This is a genomic window from Pseudomonas sp. Pseusp11 (assembly GCF_047304405.1).
Lineage (GTDB): Bacteria > Pseudomonadota > Gammaproteobacteria > Pseudomonadales > Pseudomonadaceae > Aquipseudomonas.
Genome location: NZ_JBGLZF010000020.1, coordinates 1 through 18,307, shown reverse-complemented (window position 1 = coordinate 18,307; position 18,307 = coordinate 1). Strand labels below are relative to the sequence as shown.

The window sequence follows — 18,307 nt, the reverse complement described above, 5'->3', positions numbered from 1 at the left end:
TTGCGGATGCACCCGACCCCGTAGGAGCTGCCGAAGGCTGCGATCTTTTGATCTTGATTTACAGCTTATTAATCGGGATTTTCAGGTAGGTCACGCCATTATCTTCCGCCGGCGGCAGATTCCCTGCCCGCACATTCACCTGAATCGCCGGCAGCAACAGCGTCGGCATGCACAAACCGGCGTCACGCTGGGTGCGCATCGTGACGAAGGAGGCTTCGTCGACGCCGTCGTGAATATGGATATTGCTTTTGCGCTGCTCGCCAACCGTACTCTGGCATTGCGGGGCACGGCCCTCGGGCGGGTAATCGTGGCAGACGAAGAGGCGCACGCTGGCGGGGAAGGCCAGCAGCTTACGGATCGAGGCAAACATCTGATTGGCGTTGCCGCCGGGGAAGTCGCAGCGCGCGGTGCCGACGTCCGGCATGAACAACGTGTCGCCCACCAGAATCACATCGCCGTCGATCAAATAAGCCATGTCTGCCGGAGTATGCCCTGGCACATGCAGGGCCGTGGCCTTGAGGTTGCCGATGCGGAATGACTCGTCCGGCGCGAACAGGTGATCGAACTGCGAACCGTCGACCCTGAATCCCGGTTCAAGATTGAACAGTGTCTTGAACACGCCCTGAACCTGGCTGATCGACTGACCAATCGCAATCTTGCCCCCCAGTTCCTGACGCAGGTACGGCGCGGCCGACAGGTGGTCGGCATGCGCATGGGTTTCCAGCAGCCATTGCACCTGCAACTGGTGTTGGCGAACGAAGTCGATAATCTTGTCGGCCTGGACGGTCGAAGTGCGCCCGGCGGCGGCGTTGTAATCGAGCACCGGGTCGACAATCGCGCATTGCCCGCCATCGTGCTCGTAGATCACGTAGCTGTAGGTCTTGGATGCGGGGTCGAGGAAGGCTTCAATCAGCGCAGACATGGGCAGGAACCTGGGCAAAGGGCAGGAGGGAAATAACCGGTTGCAACACTTTATGTTTAAACATAATGTCCGCAGCTTAAGTGACGTTGAAGGCATCCTGCAAATGCAATCCAGTCTGACCGAATGTGAAGTCGCCCAGCTCCGGGCCTCGGCCTCCAAGGCGTGCGCACTGCTCAAGGCCCTGGCCAACGAGGACCGCTTACTGATTCTCTGCCAGCTGACCCAGGGCGAGCGCAACGTCGGCGAGCTGGAGAAAATGACCGGCGTGCGCCAGCCCACACTGTCCCAACAGCTGGGCATCCTGCGCGACGAGGGATTGGTCGCGACCCGTCGTGAAGGCAAGTACATATTCTATGGTTTAGCCAGTCACGAAGTGATTCAGGTGATGAAGACGCTGTCCGGGCTGTACTGCGGAGCGGTGCTGAAAAGCTGGGGCTGAACCCGGCGCCGTGTCGACAGGAACGACTGAAGAGAAAACTCTATGTTGTTGGCAAGTTTTTTTGGCCTGGTCATGGGCCTGGTGCTCGGCTTGACCGGAGCCGGTGGCGGTATTCTTGCGGTGCCGGCTTTGGTACTCGGGCTGGGTCTGAGCATGACCCAAGCGGCGCCCGTCGCGTTGTTCGCGGTGGGCAGTGCGGCGGCGGTTGGTGCGATCGACGGTTTGCGCCATGGCCTGGTGCGCTATCGCGCGGCGTTGTTGATTGCTTTGCTCGGCGCGGTGTTTTCGCCGGTGGGCATCTACTTCGCGCATCAGTTACCGGAAAAGATCCTGATGATTCTGTTCAGCCTGCTGATGGTCATGGTGGCTTGGCGGATGCTGCGCCCGGAAAAGCTCGACGCCGGCCCGAGCGATCACGGCCACGCCAACTGGGGCCAGAAAAACTGCATGCTCGATCAGCAGACCGGGCGTTTTTCCTGGACCGCCAAATGCACCGCGACCCTCGCCGCACTCGGCGCGGTGACCGGTGTGGTCTCGGGGCTGCTCGGGGTCGGTGGCGGTTTTCTGATAGTGCCTGCGTTCAAACAACTGACCGATGTGCAGATGCGCGGGATCGTCGCCACGTCGTTGATGGTGATCAGCCTGATCTCGGTGATCGGGGTGATTGGCGCGTTTCACGCCGGGGTGCGGATCGATGGTTTGGGCGTGTCGTTCATTGTCGCCAGCATTGTCGGGATGATCCTCGGTCGAAAACTCTGCGCGCGGGTGCCGGCCCGGGGGCTGCAGATGGGCTTTGCCAGCGTCTGTGTGGTGATCGCCGTTTACATGCTGTTTAGAGCGCTCGCCTAGCGGCCACCAGTTCCTGTGGACGCCAGTCGGGTCCACAGGCTTACGTCCTAAGTTCCGGGCCTGGCCGACGGGCGGTCTTACACCGAATTTGCCGCGCGCTACCGGCCACCCCAAAGCACCTGACAACCGCCCCCAAGGCAGCGTATGACGCCGCCTGTCCGCTTTCGATAATCGCCTCCGACATCAAGTCCCCGTAGCGGAGCGCGTCATGCACAACAATAAGAATTTCAAGCATCGTTTCTTGCCGGCTTTCATCGTTAGTCTGTCATCCCTGGGCCTGAGCTCAATGGCCCAGGCCGAGATCATGCTGTACGACAAGGACCAGACAACATTCTCCACCGATGGCTACATCAATGCCTTCTACGTCAACAGCAACGTGGACCGGGCCGGCGATCAGTACGACCGGCGCCAGGCGCGGGTGAAGATGGGCTTTTTACCTAACTATCTGGGTTTCAACATGGGCAAGCAGGTCGATGACCTCAAGCTCGGCGCCCGGGCCTCGTTCTGGGTGACCATCAACGACAGCGAAACCAACGGCACCGACACCGCCATCGACGTGCGGCAGTTCTACGGCACGGTGGCCAACCCGGAGTGGGGCGAGGTGCTGATTGGCAAGGACTTCGGCCTGTTTGCCCGCTCCAACATCCTGCTCGACGAACTGCTCGCCGGCTACGGTCAGGTCAGCGATACGTTGGGCCTGGTGGACGGCGGCGGGGTGTCGTTCGGCAATATCGGCAGCGGCTATCCGTACCCGTTCCCGACGTCGCAGATTACCTATCGCACCCCAATGATGGACGGCTTGCGGGTCGCGGTGGGGATCATGGACCCGGTCGACACCAACGACAGCAGCGCAACCGGCAAGGCCTACCAGAAGAACCCGCGTACCGAGAGCGAGATCACCTATCAGTTCGACCTCGGCGGAGCGAAGATTTACAGCTGGCTCAACGGCAGCTACCAGACCTCGGACAACACCGACTCCAACGTCGAGTCCGTCACCTCCAAAGGTGTCGGTTACGGTGTGCAGGCGAAGATGGGCGGGCTGTCGCTGACCGGCTCCGGTTTCCAGGCCAAAGGCATTAACCCGTTCTTCACCAACAATGCCGGTGAACCGACCCTGCGTAATGTCGACAGCAACGGTTACCTGTTGCAGGGCTCCTACAAACTGGGCAAAAACCGCCTGGCCTTGTCTTACGGCAAGACCAAGGACGACGGTAACGGCGTGGTCGGCAGCGGCGCTGATTATGAGACTCGCGGCGTTGCGCTGTTCCATGACGTCAACGACAACCTCAAGCTGGTGGCCGAGTACAACCAGTTCGAAATCAACGGCCACGACACCAGCGCCCAGAATGAGAACACCGATACCTTTGCGGTGGGGGCGGTGTTGACCTGGTAGGGGCTGACTAACCACTCCTTGTGGCGAGAGCGCTTTCTGTGGAGAGGGAGCTTGCTGTGGAGAGGGAGCTTGCTGTGGCGAGGGGGCTTGCCCCCGTTGGGTCGCGAAGCGGCCCCGATCCTGGTCGCGCATCGGCCAGTATTCGGGGACTGCTTCGCAGTCCAGCGGGAGCAAGCTCCCTCGCCACAATTGCGCTAGTCCGCCATTAATCAGACCACCATTCTCATCCCATCGAACCACCCACCCGCTACCCAAGTAGCATTCGTCACCACCCGCAGGCTTCGTACACTCGAAGCTCATACAGGCGGGGGGCGACGATGCAGCAGGTTCAGAGCGACGGTGTGGTCAGTGCCATGTCCCAGGCCATCGATGCCCAGCAAGCGGCGCAGGATCTGGCGCGACAACTCTTGCACCCGCATTTGGGCTTCGTGCTGTTCTTCTGTTCCGCCGAGTACGACTTGCAGGCGCTGGGGCAGGCGTTGCAGCAGAGCTTCGGCGGCATTCGGCTGGTGGGCTGCACCAGTGCCGGCGAAATCACCCCCCAAGGCTATGGCCGCAGCTGCGTGACGGCGGTGGGTTTCGATCATCGGCACTTTTCCATCGCCATCGAACTGATCGACGAGATGGAGCACTTCAGCCTGATCGATGCCCAGCAAATGGTCGAGCGCCTGGTCAGCGGTTGTCGCAGCAATACCCTGGCGCCGATCAAGGGCAACAGCTTTGCCCTGACCCTGCTCGATGGCTTGTCCAGTCGTGAAGAAATGGTGCTCGCTGCCTTGAGCGCGGCTTTGGGCGATATTCCGCATTTCGGCGGTTCGGCTGGCGACGACAATTACCTGACCCACACCCATGTTTATTTCGGCGGCGAGTTTCACAGCGGCGCGGCGGTGGTGGTGCTGGTCAATACCTGGCTGGACTTCGAAGTCTTCACCACCCACCACATCCTGCCCAGGGCCGAAAAACTGGTGGTCACCGCTGCCGACAGCACTTCGCGCCGGGTATTCGAGCTCAACGCCGAACCGGCCGCCGAGGAGTACGCCCGGCATATCGGCGTGGCGGTGGCCGACCTCGATTACCGGACCTTTGCCGCACACCCGTTGGCGGTGCGGATCAACGATCAGTATTACGTGCGGGCGATCCAGCAGGTTCATCCAGACCTGAGCCTGAGTTTCTACTGTGCGGTGGAAAACGGCATCGTCCTCACCGTCATGCAGCCCGGCCCGATGCTGCCGAATCTACAAGGCCTGTTCGAGGGCTTGCGCGAGCGTCTCGGGGACTTGTTGCTGACCATCGGCTGCGACTGTTTTCTCCGGCGCCTGGAACTGGAAGACGCCGGCAGTCTCGAGCAAATCGGCGCGTTTTTGCGGGACCAGCGGGTGATGGGTTTCAACACCTACGGAGAACAGTTCAATGGCATGCACATCAACCAGACCTTCACCGGGGTTGCCATTGCCCGAGGACGCGCCCCTGGACAGCGCTGACCTTCAGGCGCAAATCGCCAGCCTGCGGCACGAAAACCAGAAATTGCAGCGCATCAATGACGCGCTGATCGAACGCATCGAGTCCGGAATCACCCGGGGCAACGACCCGTATGCGGCGTTCCAGCATTCGGTGGTGCTGGCCGAACAGGTGCGTGAGCGCACCGACGCCCTGAACCAGGCCATGGCCGAACTCAAGGCTGGCAACCATTTGCTCAGCGAAGCGCGGCTACGGGCCGAAACCGCCCATCAACACTTGATCGACGCCATCGAAAGCATTTCCGACGCCTTTGTGCTGTTCGACGCCGAGCAGCGGATCGTGCTGTCCAACAGCCGTTTCAAGGCGTTTTGGGGTAACAGCCGAGTACGGATCAACGCGGGCATGCGCCTGAGTGAGGTCAAACGGTTGATGACTTCTACCGGGCTGTTCAGTGAAGAACCCCGGTCGCATGTCGACGAAAGCCTGCTCTATCGCCTGCACAATGGCCGCTGGCTGCAAGTCAGCGAGCGGCCGACCCAGGAAGGCGGGCGGGTGATCCTGTTCACCGACATTACCGACGTCAAACTCAGCGAAACCTTGCGCCGCGAGCAGGCCGTGGCGCAAAAGTCGCATCTGTTGCAGCGGGCGGTCGACAACCTGTCCCAAGGGGTGGCGATGGTCAACGCCGAGGGCATTCTGGAGTTGTGGAACCGGCGTTTCCTGGAACTCAGCGGCCTGGCCCCGGTGGCGGCTCATCGGCCGTTCGCCGAAGTGATCGCCGACAGCGAATTGAACCTGCTGACCCCGGCCAGTCGCGATGCCAACGGGCGATACATGCAGGAATGCGAGCAACGCCTCTACGATGGCCGGGTCCTGGAAATCCGCACCCATCCGTTGCCCACCGGCGGCTTCGTCAACACCTTCACTGACATCACCGAACGCTACCAGCACGCCGAAGCCCTCAGCGAAAGCGAGCGCTGGATTCGCTTGATCACCGACCATGTGCCGGCGCTGATCGCCTACCTGAATGCCGATCTGGTCTATGAATTCACCAACAAAGTCTACGAAGAATGGTACTGCTGGCCCCGGGGCGTAATGCTCGGGCAGAGCCTGCGCGAAGTGCACAGCGAGCAGCACTATCAGCGCCTTGAGGCCTATGTAGCCCGTGCCCTGGCCGGCGAAAGCGTGACGTTTGAGTTTGCCGAAACCAACATCAACAATCAGGAGCGCTACATGCTGCGCTCCTACGTGCCCAATCGCCTGGCCAGCGGGGAAGTGGTGGGGATTTTCGTGTTGATCCGCGACATCACCGAGCGTCGCCGCACCGCCGAGGCGCTGCATCAGGCCTATCAGAACCTTGAGTTGCGGGTGCGTGAACGCACCACCGAACTGACCACCCTCAATGACCAATTGCTGCGCGAAATCGACGAGCGCCGCCGCGTGGAATCACGCTTGCGCGAGGCCAAGCTCGAGGCCGAGCAGGCCAACCTGTCGAAGACCAAATTTCTCGCCGCCGTCAGCCACGACCTGCTGCAACCGCTCAACGCCGCGCGATTGTTTACCAGCGCGTTGCTGGAGCGCCGGGAGCCAGTGGCCAACGAAAATCTGGTGCGCAATGTCAGCAATTCCCTGGAAGACGTGGAAAACCTGCTGGGCACACTGGTGGACATCTCCAAACTGGATGCCGGGGTGATCAAGGCCGACATTGCGCCGTTCGCCCTCAGCGAATTGCTGGAAAACCTCGCCGCCGAATACACCCAAGTGGCCCGCAGCGAAGGCCTCGAACTGCATTTCATCCCGTGTTCGGCGCTGGTGCGCAGCGACATTCAGTTGCTCGCGCGGATTCTGCGCAACCTGCTGAGCAACGCCATTCGCTATACCTACAGCGGGCGGGTGGTGCTCGGTTGTCGGCGTCATCACCAGCGGCTGACGATTGAAGTCTGGGACAGCGGCATGGGCATTGCCGAGAACCGTCTGGAGGAGATTTTTCAGGAGTTCAAACGCGGTGACGTACAGCGCCCCGATCAAGATCGCGGCTTGGGGCTGGGCCTGGCGATTGTCGAGAAGATCGCGCGTATTCTCGGCCACCGGATTCACGTGCGGTCATGGCCGGGCAAGGGCTCGATGTTTTCCGTCGAAGTGCCGTTGAGTGCCACGGCGCCGAAGGCGTTGCCGAGTTTGCTGATGAGTGAACCGATGCTCGAGCGCCTGCGCGGTGCTCGGGTGTGGGTGCTGGACAACGACGCGGCGATTTGTGCCGGGATGCGCACTTTGCTTGAAGGTTGGGGTTGCCGGGTGGTCACGGCGCTGTCGGAGGAGGACCTGGCGCGGCAAGTGGACAACTATCACGCCGAAGCCGACCTGCTGATCGCCGACTATCACCTGGATGACGAGCAGAACGGTGTCGACGCCGTGGCCCGCATCAACGCCCGTCGCGCCTCGGCGATCCCGGCGATGATGATTACCGCCAACTACAGCAATGAGCTCAAACAACAGATCCGCGAACTGGGCCACACCCTGATGCACAAACCAGTGCGGCCGATGAAGCTCAAGACGGCGATGAGTCATTTGCTCGGCCCATCCAGATAACACCTAACCTGTGGCGAGGGAGCTTGCTCCCGCTGGGGCGCGAAGCGGCCCTTTACAAACCACCGAGTCGCCTGGATTGACGACTGCTTCGCAGCCGAGCGGGAGCAAGCTCCCTCGCCACAGGTCAGCTTTCAGACCGGGTTGAGGCGGTTACCGCCGCAAATACGACCCGAAATCAATATCCCCGGCACTCAATATTGCCTGCACCCGGTTGTGCACATTGAGTTTGCGCAAGATCGCCGAGACGTGGGCCTTGACCGTGGTTTCGGCGATTTCCAGGGTGTAGGCGATCTGTTTGTTCGACTCGCCCTTGGTCATGCGTTCAAGCACCAGCAGCTGTTTGCGGGTCAGCGCCTGGAGCAGCTCCGGCGGGAAGCTCGGGGTCTCGCTCATGCGCCGGCTGGCGCCGTTTTTTTGCGTGCGGATGATGTCCGGCGGCAGGTACACATTGCCATTGAGAATCTGCTGGATGGCTTCGGTCATCTGCACCCGTGGCGAGGACTTGGTGATGAACCCCACCGCGCCATAGGTGATGGCTTGCAGCACGATCTGCTTGTCCTGTTCGGCCGAGACGATCACCACCGGAATGGTCGGCGCCTCGTTGCGCAGGTTGATCAGGCCATTGAGGCCGTGCATGCCGGGCATGTTCAGGTCGAGCAGGATCAGGTCCAGGTCGTCGTGTTCCTGGGTCAGGGCCAGGGCGCTGTCGAGGTCGGCGGTTTCCATGACCTCGCTGCCGGGGAAACCGTCGCTGATGACGTTATGAATGGCTTCGCGAAACAGCGGGTGATCGTCGGCAATCAGAATTTTGTACATGGCCTTTCACCTCATTATTTTTTTTCAGGGTGTGGCAACAACACGCAAGTGCTCAAGTCAGGGAAAAGGCTCGGGCTTCGCCTGCGTCACGGGCAGATTCGCCGCTTGCCAGGCATCCAGTCCGTCGCGGTACCAATACAGTGTTTTATAGCCCATGGAAGCAGCGCGTTTTACCGCGTTCCAGCTCAACCAGCAATCGGAGCGGCAGTAAAAGACCAACGGTTGCGTGTGATCGCCAGCGGTCAATGTGTTCAGGTTACGCGCAAAATAGTCTTGCCAGTCGGGCGTCAGATCGCCGTCACCGGTATTGGCCAACCAATGGCTGCCGGGCAGGTTTTCGTGGGGCTGGTCTTCGATGAAACGGCCCTGTAGCCATTGCCGACGGTAGACATCGATCAGCACCGGCCGGGGCGTCTGCTTGAGCAGGTCTTGCAGGGCGGGCGTGTCGATGATGTTCGCGCCCTGGAGCTGAGTCGGGGTCGGGCTGCGGTACAGGCCGATGCGATAACCGTCGGCGGAGAACAGCGCTGTTTCGGCCTGCGCGGTGCCAAGCAACAGGCTCAGCGACAGCGCAGCGAGAGAAGGGCGCAACAGAACACGTCGGGCACGCGGCATGGGGGTCAGTCCTTATAGTTATGGACCCATTACATGCCAGTAGCGGTGCGTTGTGAATGCGACGATAGACAGGTAAACCAGTACCAAAGTAGTAATTTGCCCTGGTTTGCCGGGTGCTGATCGTTCCCACGCAGAGCGTGGGAACGATCCGGATAGTGTTGTCAGCCGGTTTTGCGTAAGGCGGCGTGTTGCGGGTTGAAGGTGAGCACGGCGAGCAGGGCGAACACCAGCGTCAGCCCCGCGCACACCGCCAGCGCCAACGGGTTGAAGCGTTCGTACAGCGCGAATCGCACCAGCTCCACCGCATGGGTGAACGGGTTCAAGGCGCACAGCCAATACAGCCACTCGCTGGAGTCGCGCATTTTCCACAGCGGATACAGCGCCGACGACAGGAAAAACAGCGGGAAGATCACGAAATTCATCACCCCGGCAAAGTTCTCCAGTTGTCGGATGGCGTTGGACAGCAACAGGCCCAGCGCACTGAGCATCAACGCCACCAGCAGCAACGCCGGCAACGCCAGCAACAGGCCCATGGCCGGCGGTTGCACGCCGTACAGCCAGGCAATCGCGAGGAAGGCGTACACCTGCAACAACGAAATCAGCGACGTCGCCAGTAATTTGCTGCACAGCAGAAAGGTCCGGGGCAGGGGGCTGGTCAGCAGCACGCGCATGCTGCCCATCTCCCGGTCATACACCATCGACAGCGAACCTTGCATGCCGTTGAACAGCAGGATCATGCAGGCAAGGCCCGGGATGATGTAAACCTCATAGGGAATGTAGGTGTCGTAGGGCTCGATGATGGCGATGCCCAGTGCCGCGCGGAACCCGGCAGCGAACACCAGCAGCCACAGCAACGGCCGCACCAGCGCACTGAGAAACCGCGTGCGCTGCAACACGAAGCGCAGCCATTCGCGCAGCACGATACCGCTGAAACATTGCCAGTAAGCGTTCATCGGATGACTGCCTCTGAAGAGACCGAGGTGGTCAGGCGAGCGAAGGCCGAATCGAGGTCGCCGCCATGTTCCAGGCTCAGCGCATCAGCTTGTCCGCTGGCCACCAAACGGCCTTGATGCAGGATCAGCAAGTCGTCGCTGGGTTGCACTTCATCCAGCAAATGAGTGGTCCAGAGCACGCTGATGGTTTGCTCGCGGCACAAGCTGCGGATGTGCTGGTTGAGCGCCAGGCGACTGGCCGGGTCGAGGCCGACGCTGGCCTCGTCAAGCAACAACAGGCGTGGTTCGTGCAGCAACGCGCGGGCGATTTCCACCCGCCGACGATGGCCTCCATTGAGTTCGCGGACCCGCTCGCGACGGCGCTCGGTCAGGGCCTGACGCGCCAGCTCCGCGTCGACCCGCAGCCCGGTCTGGCGTCGGGACAGACCATGCAGCGCGGCGTGATAACGCAGGTTCTGCTCGACGCTGAGGTCCAGATCCAGCGTGCTTTGCTGAAACACCACCCCTAATTGCTTGAGCGCCGGGCGTGCGGCGTCGCGCAACGAGCAGCCGCCGACCCGGATATCACCGCGTTGCAGATCATAGAGACGGGTGAGCAGGGCAATCAGGGTTGATTTGCCCGCGCCATTCGGCCCAAGCAGCGCCGCAAAACGCCCCGGTGCCAGGCTGAAACTCACCTGGCGCAAGGCCTCGCGCGGGCCGTAGGCGAAACTCAGGTCGCTGACCTCAAGGGCGTTCATGGTGTCACCACCACGCCCCATGGATAGCGCCCGACCTTCACCGATTTGCTGACTTTGAGGGTGTCGACATCGATCACCGACACATCGCCACTGACGCCATTGGTGGCCAGCAATTGTCGTTGATCCGGGGTGAACGCCATCTGCCAGACCCGTCGGCCCACCAGCAGGTAATCAACGATTTCGAAGGTCTTGGCGTCGATCACCGCCACATGGTTGGCCGGGCCGAGGGCGACGAAGCCATACTTGCCGTCGGCGCTGAGTTTGATGCCGACAGGCTGGACTTTGTCCGGGTGCACGCCTTTGATCTGAAAGCTCAGGGTCTTGAGGATCTTGCGGCTGGCGACATCGAGAATCGTCACCGTGCCGCCGATTTCCGCCGAGGCCCAGAGCTGCGAGCCATCGGGATTGAATTCGACGAAACGCGGTCGTTGATCCACCAGGGTGTTGTCGGCCAGGGTCTGGGTGCCGGTGTCGATCCAGTGCAGCATGTTGGTGGTTTCGCTGGTGTTCACCGCCCATTTGCCATCGGGGCTGACGGCCATGCCTTCGGGCTCGACGCCAACGTTGATCTGCCCGAGCACTTTGGAGGTATCGGTGTCGATCACGGTTACCAGCGCATCGTCTTCGTTGGAAACATACAACCAGCGATTATTAGGGTGCAGGGCGAATTGTTCAGGGTCTTTGCCCGAGGGCAGTTCCTTGATGATCTTGCGCGTGGCGACGTCCATCACCTGGACCCGGTCCGAATCACTGGCGCAGATGTACAGCAGCTTGTTGTCGTGGGACAGCAACAGGCCGCGCGGGCGCTGGCCGACGGGCAGGGTTTCGGTGACCTGCAGGGTCTGCATGTCGATCAGGCTCAGGCTGTTGTCCTTTTCGTTGGAGACCCAGGCAGTGCTGGCCGCCGCATGCCCGGCGGCGAGCAGTAGAGCGCATGAAAGCAGGGTGCGGCGCATGGCAGATTCCTTGTTGTTGTGGTGGTAGGGCTTTCAGGGGAAGCGGCAGCTGACCTCGGCTTTGTCGTAACCCAGGCTGTCCATTTCGTTGAAGGGGTGCAGGAAACCGTCTTGCGGCGAGGTGCTGACCAGCGCCCTGGGTTGCACGATGGGGATCGGCTGGCGCAACTGACCGTTCCACGGCCGGTAACTGAGCTTGCGGCCCTTGAAGCCGTCCAGCGGCAATTGCTCGCTGATTTCGAGCGTACGAATCGCCATGGCATCGACCTGGCGCAGTTTGCCCACCGCGCTGGCGATGCTGCGCACCGCCATCCACGCGGCGAAATCCCGATCGTTCATCCAGCGCCCGGCCAGGGCTTCAAAGCGTTTTTGCAACTGCGCGGCGCCATAGGTTTCCACGGTCTTGTGCCAGCCCACCGGGGTCAGGCCCTGGGTGCCGGCGACCGGCCGTGGGTACCAGGTCTGGTAGGGCACGTATTCGCCGAAGTCGCCGCGTTCATCGGCGACCAGCACCACGTCGTACTCGGCGGTTTGGGTGAACAGCGGCATGTCGGCCTGAGCGCTGCGCCGTTGATCGTTATCGAAGCTCCAGGCTTTCTCCGCCACCAGTTGCAGACCGAAGCGTTTCGCCGCCCGGCGCAGGGCGGCGGCATAGGCTTGATCGTCGGCGGTCGGGCCGACGATCAGCAGCGCCCGTTGCCATTTGCGCAACACCAGAAATTGCGCCAGCGCATCGGCCAGCATCGCCCGGCTCGGCAGGCTGTGCAGCACGTTCGGCAGGCAATCGGTAGTGCGCAGGCTGTCATCGGGGCTGCCGGCATTGAACAGCAGGCTGTCGGGTAGCACGGCACTGAGTCGGCGCAGGTTTTCTGCCGGCGCATTCACCACAAACAGGCGCAGGCCTTGTTCGTGTTGGGCATTGGCCGCGTCGATCAGCGCATCCGGATTGTCGACGCTGGCGCTGACCAGGCTGTAGCTGTGATTGAGGAAACGCCCGGTACTGTTGCTGTCGATGATCGCCAGTTCCGCGCCCCGCAGGCCGGCATCGGTTGGCTCGGGAATGACGTTTGACAGCAACGGCCCGGGATCGGGGCGATACCCCAGATAGCCGATCCGCACTTGCAACGGTGCATCCGCCGCCTGACTCTGGGTCGCCAGCCCGGCGGCGCAGGCAATCGCCAGCAGGTAGATCAAGGCATAAGGGGCGAGCTGGCACATAAGGCACTCCTTCACAGGTAGCGCCAGCATAGGAACCCTGGACGGGTGGGGAAATATGCAGAAAGTATCGATGGGCCAGTACCAAGGTAGTAACGGCGTGCGAAACGTACCTGGGTGGTTCACCACAAGCCCTACTACCAAGGAAGTAGGCCGCGGCCACCAAAGCAGCATAGGGTCGGCGCGACGGGATTCCTAAGATGGCTGCCATAGCCTCTGTAAAGAGGTTTTGCGTGCAATCTTGAGGGCATAACAATGACAACAAAACGCAACGCCTTGCTCGTTGCCGGACTGCTGGCCGGCTTCATCAGCGCAGGTTCCGTCTGGGCCCACGGCAACGTGGTACCCCAGGCCGTCGAAACCAAGGGACTGACCCCGATCAAGGATGCCGGCGTGCAGGTCAATGCCGATGGTTGGGCGGCGGTGAACCCGTACCGTTCCTCCCCGGAGCACGATAAAGCGTTGGAGATCGGTTCTTCGGCCTACAACCAGAATTGCGCGGCCTGTCATGGCCTCGAAGCCAAGTCCGGCGGCATTGCCCCTGACTTGCGCATGCTCGATGTCGGCGAGGCTGGTGATGAGTGGTTCGTCGAACGGGTGCGTAATGGTGCCGTGCGTGATGGCCGGGTGTACATGCCGAAGATGGCCGACTACTTGAGCCAGGAAGCCTTGTGGGCGGTACGCACCTACCTGGACAGCGTGCACGTCGAGGAGTGACCCATGCGCCTGCTCGCGGTGTTGATCAGCGCTGTGTGGTTGTGCTGCCAGGCAGCGCAGGCACAGGTCCGGACCTATGACGAAATGATCGCCGCCGCCGAGCTGAAAGTCGCGGTCTACAAGGACTTCGCGCCCTACAGTTTCGAGGACGCCGGCCAGCCTCGCGGGGTCGATGTCGAACTCGCCCAAGCCTTGGCCAAGGCCATGGGGGTACGCCTGAAACTGATCTGGGCACCCGCCGGGGAGAAGCTCGACGACGACCTGCGCGATTACATCTGGCGGGCCAGTCAGCTGCACAATCAGCAACTGGCCGACCTGATGATGCGCGTGCCCTACGACCGCGATTACTCACAGAAGCGCAATGAGCTGGGCGAACTGGAGAACGGCCATGTGGTGATGTTCGGGCCGTACCAGACCGAACAATGGCAAGTGGCGTATGACCGTCGCCGACTGGACTCGGTGGCCAGCGTCGCGGTGTTCCAGCAGCACCCGATCGGCGTCGAAGTCGACAGTGTGCCGTCGTTTTACCTGACCTCGGTGTTCAACGGCATGCTAGCCGCCAAGACCCACCATTACCCCGGCGTGCCCCAGGCGTTTACCGCGATGAAGGCGGGTGAAGTCGACGCGGTGATGGCGATGCGCGGCGAGATCGACTGGCAAGTTCATCAGGCCGCCGACCCGCAAGTGGCGCTGGCGGAAAACGCCTACCCGAACATGGGCAAGCAACGCTGGGAGATCGGCATGGCGGTGCATGAAAGCAACCGGCAACTGGCCTATGCCGTGGAAGAGGCGCTGGAGGCGTTGATTCGCGAGGGCACGGTCAAAAGCATTTATGCCCATTACGGCCTGCGCTATGACGTGCCCGAGATGTATCAACAATGAACTGGCGCGCGCGTTGGCTGTTGGCCTGTTGGTTGCCCTTGGCCGCGCAGGCGATTGAGGTCGATCCGGTGCCGTCGGTGATGTGGGCGTTCTATCACAAGCAGATGCTTGGCGACGCACCGTTCGTGTTCGACGAGCGGGTCAAGCTGCTGGCACCGCCGTTCGCCGAAGACGCCCGGCAAGTGCCGCTGGAAATCGACGCTCGGGCGTTCAAGGGCGAAGTGGTGCGAATCCTTGCCTGGGCCGAACTCAATCCGCTGCCGAAAATCGTCGACTTCGAGCCTTTGACCGGTGTGCTGCCCTGGCTGTCGATCCGCATCCGCGTTGAACAGGCCACGCCGTTGCGTGCGGCAGTGTTGACCCGCGACGGGCTGTGGCATGTCGGTTCGACCTTGATCGATGCGGCGGGCGGCGGTTGCACGGCGCCGAGCGTGGTGCGCACCCAGCCGGGCTGGGAAGAACACATCGGCGAAGTGCTTGGCGGTCGTTATCCCCGTGGTGAGTTCAGTCGCGTGCGTTTGCAAGTGGCGCATCCGATGGACAACGGCATGGTCAGCGGCATCCCGGAATTTTTCCTCAACCAGGCCGAGCTGCGGGACTCAGACGACCGGGTACTGGCGCGTCTGGAGCTGTTCCCGGCGGTCAGCGAAAACCCCAACCTGGCTTTCGACATCGAAGGTGCCGGGCAGACGCGTCTGATACTGCGCGACAACAGCGGCAATCAATTCGATGCGGCCATACCCTGACCCAAGGAGCGTGTGATGCGCTGGATGCTGTTGTTGTTCATCTGTGTGAGCCTGCCGACCCTGGCCGATCCCGATTACGCACTCAAGCCCCGACAGATTGCCGAAGACACCTGGCTGCTGGAGGGCAGCACCGACAATTTCGCCAAGAACAACGGCGGCAACATCGTCAACACCGCGTTCATCGTCACCGGGCAAGGGGTGGTGGTGATCGATACCGGGCCATCGAAGCGCTACGGCGAGGCCCTGCGCCAAGCGATTGCCGCAACCACCGATAAGCCGGTGATCCAGGTGTTGCTGACCCATCACCATCCCGACCATGTGCTGGGCAGTCAGGCCTTCACCGACGTGCCGATCGGCGCACTGGCCGGCACCACCGAGCTGTTGCATCAACAGGGTGATGCGATGGCCGAGAACATGTATCGGCTGGTGGGTGACTGGATGCGCGGCACCGAAGTGGTGTTGCCGACGCAGACGCTGAGGCCTGGCGTGCAAAGTTTTGGGAACCACGATCTGCGGCTGCTGAGTCTGGGTGGGCACACCGGCGCGGATCTGGCTATTCTCGACCAGAAAACCGGCGTGCTGTTTGCCGGGGATCTGGTGTTTTATCAACGGGCCCTGACCACGCCGAACAGCCCGGGGTTGTCGGTGTGGCTGGCGGATATCGCCACGCTTCAGGGCCTGCCGTGGACGCTGATCGTCCCCGGTCATGGCCCCGTGGCAACGGACAGCAAACCGTTCGAGCAGATGCGCGATTACCTCTCCTGGCTCGATCAACTCATGCGCGATGGTGCGGCGAACGGCAGCGACATGGCCGAGATGATCCGCAGCCCCATCCCTGAACGTTTCGCCGGGATCAGCCTGAGCCGCTATGAACTGATCCGTAGCGTCAGCCATTTGTACCCGCGCTATGAGCGCGCGCAGATGAGCCGAGTCGATTCCGGCACGCGCTGACTCTGATCGTTCCCACGCTCTGCGTGGGAACGATCATCATCCAGTGTCCATCTCCTCCGACCCGCTACCAAGGAACTAGAAATCTCCGCATTGCGGGCAATTGTTGCAAGGGCGGCGGCGCCCAAGAATCTGCACCAGACCGGGAAAATTTCCCGGGTATAACAAAAACCGCAGAGGTAGCCGTCATGACCCAACCCGCACGTCGCCAACCCTTCGTCTTGAGCGTGCTGCTCAGTGCCATGCTGTTGTCCGGCCAGGCAATGGCCGCAGTCTCCGATCAAGACATCCTCCAGGATCCGAAGAATCCGGAACAGGTCGTCACCAATGGCCTGGGCGTCCAGGGTCAGCGCTACAGCCCGCTGGAAACCCTCAATGTCGACAACGTGAAAGACCTGCGCCCGGTCTGGGCCTTTTCGTTCGGCGGTGAAAAACAGCGCGGTCAGCAAGCGCAGCCGATGATCAAGGACGGCGTGATGTACATGACCGGCTCCTACTCACGGGTGTTCGCGGTGGATGCGCGCACCGGGCGCAAGCTCTGGCAATACGACGCGCGCCTGCCGGATGACATCCGTCCGTGCTGTGACGTGATCAACCGTGGCGTGGCGCTGTATGGCGACCTGGTGATCTTCGGCACCCTCGACGCCAAGCTCGTGGCCCTGAATAAAGACACCGGCAAAGTGGTATGGAGCAAGAAAGTCGCCGACCACAAGGAAGGCTACTCCATCAGCGCCGCGCCTCTGGTGATCAACGGCAAACTGATCACTGGCGTGGCGGGTGGCGAGTTCGGGGTGGTGGGCAAGATCGAAGCCTACGACCCGAAAAACGGTGATCTGCTGTGGACCCGGCCAACGGTCGAAGGCCACATGGGTTACGTCTACAAAGACGGCAAGGCCGTAGAGAACGGCATCTCCGGCGGCGAAGCGGGCAAGACCTGGCCGGGCGATCTGTGGAAAACCGGCGGCGCGGCACCGTGGCTGGGCGGCTACTACGACCCGGAAACCAATCTGCTGCTGTTCGGCACCGGCAACCCGGCACCGTGGAACTCGCACCTGCGTCCGGGCGACAACCTTTACTCGTCCTCGCGCCTGGCGCTGAACCCGGACGACGGCACGATCAAATGGCACTTCCAGAGCACCCCGCACGATGGCTGGGACTATGACGGTGTGAACGAATTGGTGTCGTTCAACTACAACGAAGGCGGCAAGGAAATCAAAGCCGCAGCCACCGCGGACCGTAACGGTTTCTTCTACGTGCTGGATCGCACCAACGGCAAATTCATCCGCGGCTTCCCGTTCGTGGACAAGATCACCTGGGCCAGCGGCCTGGATAAAAACGGCCGGCCGATCTACAACGAGGCCAGCCGTCCGGGTGCGCCGGGTTCCGAGGCCAAAGGCAGCTCGGTGTTTGTAGCGCCGGCGTTCCTCGGCGCGAAAAACTGGATGCCGATGGCCTACAACCGCGACACCGGCCTGTTCTATGTGCCGTCCAACGAGTGGGGCATGGACATCTGGAACGAAGGCATCGCCTACAAGAAAGGCGCGGCGTTCCTCGGCGCCGGTTTCACCATCAAACCATTGAACGAAGATTACATCGGCGTGCTGCGCGCCATCGACCCGAAAACCGGCAAGGAAGTCTGGCGCCACAAGAACTTCGCGCCGCTGTGGGGCGGGGTGCTGACCACCAAGGGCAACCTGGTATTCACCGGCACGCCTGAAGGCTTCCTGCAGGCGTTCAATGCCAAGACCGGCGAGAAAGTCTGGGAATTCCAGACCGGCTCCGGTGTGCTCGGCTCGCCCATCACCTGGGAAATGGACGGCGAACAATACGTTTCGGTGCTCTCCGGCTGGGGCGGCGCGGTACCGCTGTGGGGCGGGGAAGTGGCCAAGCGCGTCAAGGACTTCAACCAGGGCGGCATGCTGTGGACCTTCAAGCTGCCGAAGGATCTGGTTGCCAAGCACTAACCCTGGCAACCACAAACTGAGTGGCGATGAATGACCTGTGGGGGGGGGGGGGGGGGGGGGGGGGGGGGGGGGGGGGGGGGGCCGGCCGCCGCCCCGCCCCCCCCC

At 61.7% G+C, this 18,307-nt stretch carries 17 protein-coding genes; 10 read left to right on the top strand and 7 right to left on the bottom strand.

Annotation, left to right across the window (positions count from 1 at the left end):
- Positions 1-58 precede the first annotated feature (58 nt).
- Positions 59-922 (bottom strand): MBL fold metallo-hydrolase, encoded by an 864-nt coding sequence (locus tag ACCC96_RS17585; RefSeq protein WP_413696430.1) that lies wholly within the window; start codon positions 920-922, stop codon positions 59-61.
- 103 nt (positions 923-1,025) lie between these two features.
- On the opposite strand from ACCC96_RS17585, the gene ACCC96_RS17580 reads away from it, so the two are divergent.
- The 5 genes from ACCC96_RS17580 (at position 1,026) to nahK (ending at position 7,650) form a co-directional block, all read left to right on the top strand.
- Positions 1,026-1,361, top strand: coding sequence for an ArsR/SmtB family transcription factor (locus ACCC96_RS17580; RefSeq protein WP_026331709.1), 336 nt, complete (start codon positions 1,026-1,028; stop codon positions 1,359-1,361).
- A gap of 42 nt (positions 1,362-1,403) precedes the next feature.
- Positions 1,404-2,210 (top strand): sulfite exporter TauE/SafE family protein, encoded by an 807-nt coding sequence (locus ACCC96_RS17575; protein WP_413696429.1) that lies wholly within the window; start codon positions 1,404-1,406, stop codon positions 2,208-2,210.
- Positions 2,211-2,418: 208 nt separating this feature from the next.
- The gene (locus tag ACCC96_RS17570; RefSeq protein WP_230172475.1) at positions 2,419-3,603 is read left to right on the top strand and encodes a porin; all 1,185 of its coding nucleotides are present in this window, start codon (positions 2,419-2,421) and stop codon (positions 3,601-3,603) included.
- 317 nt (positions 3,604-3,920) lie between these two features.
- A complete protein-coding gene (gene nosP / locus ACCC96_RS17565; RefSeq protein ID WP_413696428.1) occupies positions 3,921-5,084 on the top strand; it encodes a nitric oxide-sensing protein NosP in 1,164 nt (387 codons plus the stop codon).
- Positions 5,053-7,650: a hybrid sensor histidine kinase/response regulator NahK/ErcS' gene (gene nahK, locus ACCC96_RS17560; protein ID WP_413696507.1), complete on the top strand. Its 2,598-nt coding sequence runs from the start codon at positions 5,053-5,055 to the stop codon at positions 7,648-7,650. Before nosP ends, nahK begins: the two co-directional genes overlap by 32 nt.
- Positions 7,651-7,800: 150 nt before the next feature.
- Here nahK and ACCC96_RS17555 read toward each other — a convergent pair whose 3' ends face one another.
- The 6 genes from ACCC96_RS17555 to ACCC96_RS17530 form a co-directional block, all read right to left on the bottom strand.
- Entirely contained in the window at positions 7,801-8,466 is a 666-nt protein-coding gene (locus ACCC96_RS17555) for a response regulator (protein WP_413696427.1), read from the bottom strand.
- Positions 8,467-8,523: 57 nt separating this feature from the next.
- Complete coding sequence (locus tag ACCC96_RS17550) at positions 8,524-9,081, bottom strand: PQQ-dependent catabolism-associated CXXCW motif protein (protein ID WP_258668759.1); 558 nt, start codon at positions 9,079-9,081, stop codon at positions 8,524-8,526.
- A gap of 161 nt (positions 9,082-9,242) precedes the next feature.
- Positions 9,243-10,034 carry an ABC transporter permease gene (locus ACCC96_RS17545; RefSeq protein ID WP_096480057.1) on the bottom strand — a complete coding sequence of 264 codons (792 nt, stop codon included), beginning with the start codon at positions 10,032-10,034 and terminating at the stop codon, positions 9,243-9,245.
- Entirely contained in the window at positions 10,031-10,774 is a 744-nt protein-coding gene (locus ACCC96_RS17540; RefSeq protein WP_413696426.1) for an ABC transporter ATP-binding protein, read from the bottom strand. The genes ACCC96_RS17545 and ACCC96_RS17540 overlap by 4 nt, the downstream gene beginning before the upstream one ends.
- Positions 10,771-11,730: a YVTN family beta-propeller repeat protein gene (locus ACCC96_RS17535; protein WP_413696425.1), complete on the bottom strand. Its 960-nt coding sequence runs from the start codon at positions 11,728-11,730 to the stop codon at positions 10,771-10,773. Before ACCC96_RS17535 ends, ACCC96_RS17540 begins: the two co-directional genes overlap by 4 nt.
- 33 nt (positions 11,731-11,763) lie before the next feature.
- The gene (locus tag ACCC96_RS17530) at positions 11,764-12,948 is read right to left on the bottom strand and encodes an ABC transporter substrate-binding protein (RefSeq protein WP_413696424.1); all 1,185 of its coding nucleotides are present in this window, start codon (positions 12,946-12,948) and stop codon (positions 11,764-11,766) included.
- A 252-nt stretch (positions 12,949-13,200) separates the two neighbouring features.
- Between ACCC96_RS17530 and pedF the strand changes: the two genes are divergently transcribed.
- The 5 genes from pedF to ACCC96_RS17505 all read left to right on the top strand — a co-directional run bounded on the left by pedF (position 13,201) and on the right by ACCC96_RS17505 (position 18,202).
- Positions 13,201-13,662, top strand: coding sequence for a cytochrome c-550 PedF (gene pedF / locus ACCC96_RS17525; RefSeq protein WP_007937645.1), 462 nt, complete (start codon positions 13,201-13,203; stop codon positions 13,660-13,662).
- Positions 13,663-13,665: 3 nt separating this feature from the next.
- The gene (locus tag ACCC96_RS17520) at positions 13,666-14,544 is read left to right on the top strand and encodes a substrate-binding periplasmic protein (protein ID WP_413696423.1); all 879 of its coding nucleotides are present in this window, start codon (positions 13,666-13,668) and stop codon (positions 14,542-14,544) included.
- Complete coding sequence (locus tag ACCC96_RS17515; protein WP_413696422.1) at positions 14,541-15,290, top strand: quinoprotein dehydrogenase-associated SoxYZ-like carrier; 750 nt, start codon at positions 14,541-14,543, stop codon at positions 15,288-15,290. The genes ACCC96_RS17520 and ACCC96_RS17515 overlap by 4 nt, the downstream gene beginning before the upstream one ends.
- A gap of 15 nt (positions 15,291-15,305) precedes the next feature.
- Positions 15,306-16,241: a quinoprotein relay system zinc metallohydrolase 1 gene (locus tag ACCC96_RS17510; protein WP_413696421.1), complete on the top strand. Its 936-nt coding sequence runs from the start codon at positions 15,306-15,308 to the stop codon at positions 16,239-16,241.
- A 185-nt stretch (positions 16,242-16,426) separates the two neighbouring features.
- Positions 16,427-18,202 (top strand): PQQ-dependent methanol/ethanol family dehydrogenase, encoded by a 1,776-nt coding sequence (locus ACCC96_RS17505; RefSeq protein WP_413696420.1) that lies wholly within the window; start codon positions 16,427-16,429, stop codon positions 18,200-18,202.
- The last annotated feature ends 105 nt before the right edge of the window (positions 18,203-18,307 follow it).

Bases quoted from the DNA above. Each gene is read 5' to 3' on its own strand.
- ACCC96_RS17555 (WP_413696427.1), bottom strand. From the start codon at position 8,466: ATGTACAAAATTCTGATTGCCGACGATCACCCGCTGTTTCGCGAAGCC.
- ACCC96_RS17505 (WP_413696420.1), top strand. From the start codon at position 16,427: ATGACCCAACCCGCACGTCGCCAACCCTTCGTCTTGAGCGTGCTGCTC.
- ACCC96_RS17535 (WP_413696425.1), bottom strand. From the start codon at position 11,730: ATGCGCCGCACCCTGCTTTCATGCGCTCTACTGCTCGCCGCCGGGCAT.
- ACCC96_RS17570 (WP_230172475.1), top strand. From the start codon at position 2,419: ATGCACAACAATAAGAATTTCAAGCATCGTTTCTTGCCGGCTTTCATC.
- ACCC96_RS17545 (WP_096480057.1), bottom strand. From the start codon at position 10,034: ATGAACGCTTACTGGCAATGTTTCAGCGGTATCGTGCTGCGCGAATGG.
- ACCC96_RS17580 (WP_026331709.1), top strand. From the start codon at position 1,026: ATGCAATCCAGTCTGACCGAATGTGAAGTCGCCCAGCTCCGGGCCTCG.
- ACCC96_RS17520 (WP_413696423.1), top strand. From the start codon at position 13,666: ATGCGCCTGCTCGCGGTGTTGATCAGCGCTGTGTGGTTGTGCTGCCAG.
- ACCC96_RS17515 (WP_413696422.1), top strand. From the start codon at position 14,541: ATGAACTGGCGCGCGCGTTGGCTGTTGGCCTGTTGGTTGCCCTTGGCC.
- ACCC96_RS17530 (WP_413696424.1), bottom strand. From the start codon at position 12,948: ATGTGCCAGCTCGCCCCTTATGCCTTGATCTACCTGCTGGCGATTGCC.
- ACCC96_RS17575 (WP_413696429.1), top strand. From the start codon at position 1,404: ATGTTGTTGGCAAGTTTTTTTGGCCTGGTCATGGGCCTGGTGCTCGGC.
- ACCC96_RS17540 (WP_413696426.1), bottom strand. From the start codon at position 10,774: ATGAACGCCCTTGAGGTCAGCGACCTGAGTTTCGCCTACGGCCCGCGC.
- ACCC96_RS17510 (WP_413696421.1), top strand. From the start codon at position 15,306: ATGCGCTGGATGCTGTTGTTGTTCATCTGTGTGAGCCTGCCGACCCTG.
- ACCC96_RS17550 (WP_258668759.1), bottom strand. From the start codon at position 9,081: ATGCCGCGTGCCCGACGTGTTCTGTTGCGCCCTTCTCTCGCTGCGCTG.
- ACCC96_RS17585 (WP_413696430.1), bottom strand. From the start codon at position 922: ATGTCTGCGCTGATTGAAGCCTTCCTCGACCCCGCATCCAAGACCTAC.
- nosP (WP_413696428.1), top strand. From the start codon at position 3,921: ATGCAGCAGGTTCAGAGCGACGGTGTGGTCAGTGCCATGTCCCAGGCC.
- pedF (WP_007937645.1), top strand. From the start codon at position 13,201: ATGACAACAAAACGCAACGCCTTGCTCGTTGCCGGACTGCTGGCCGGC.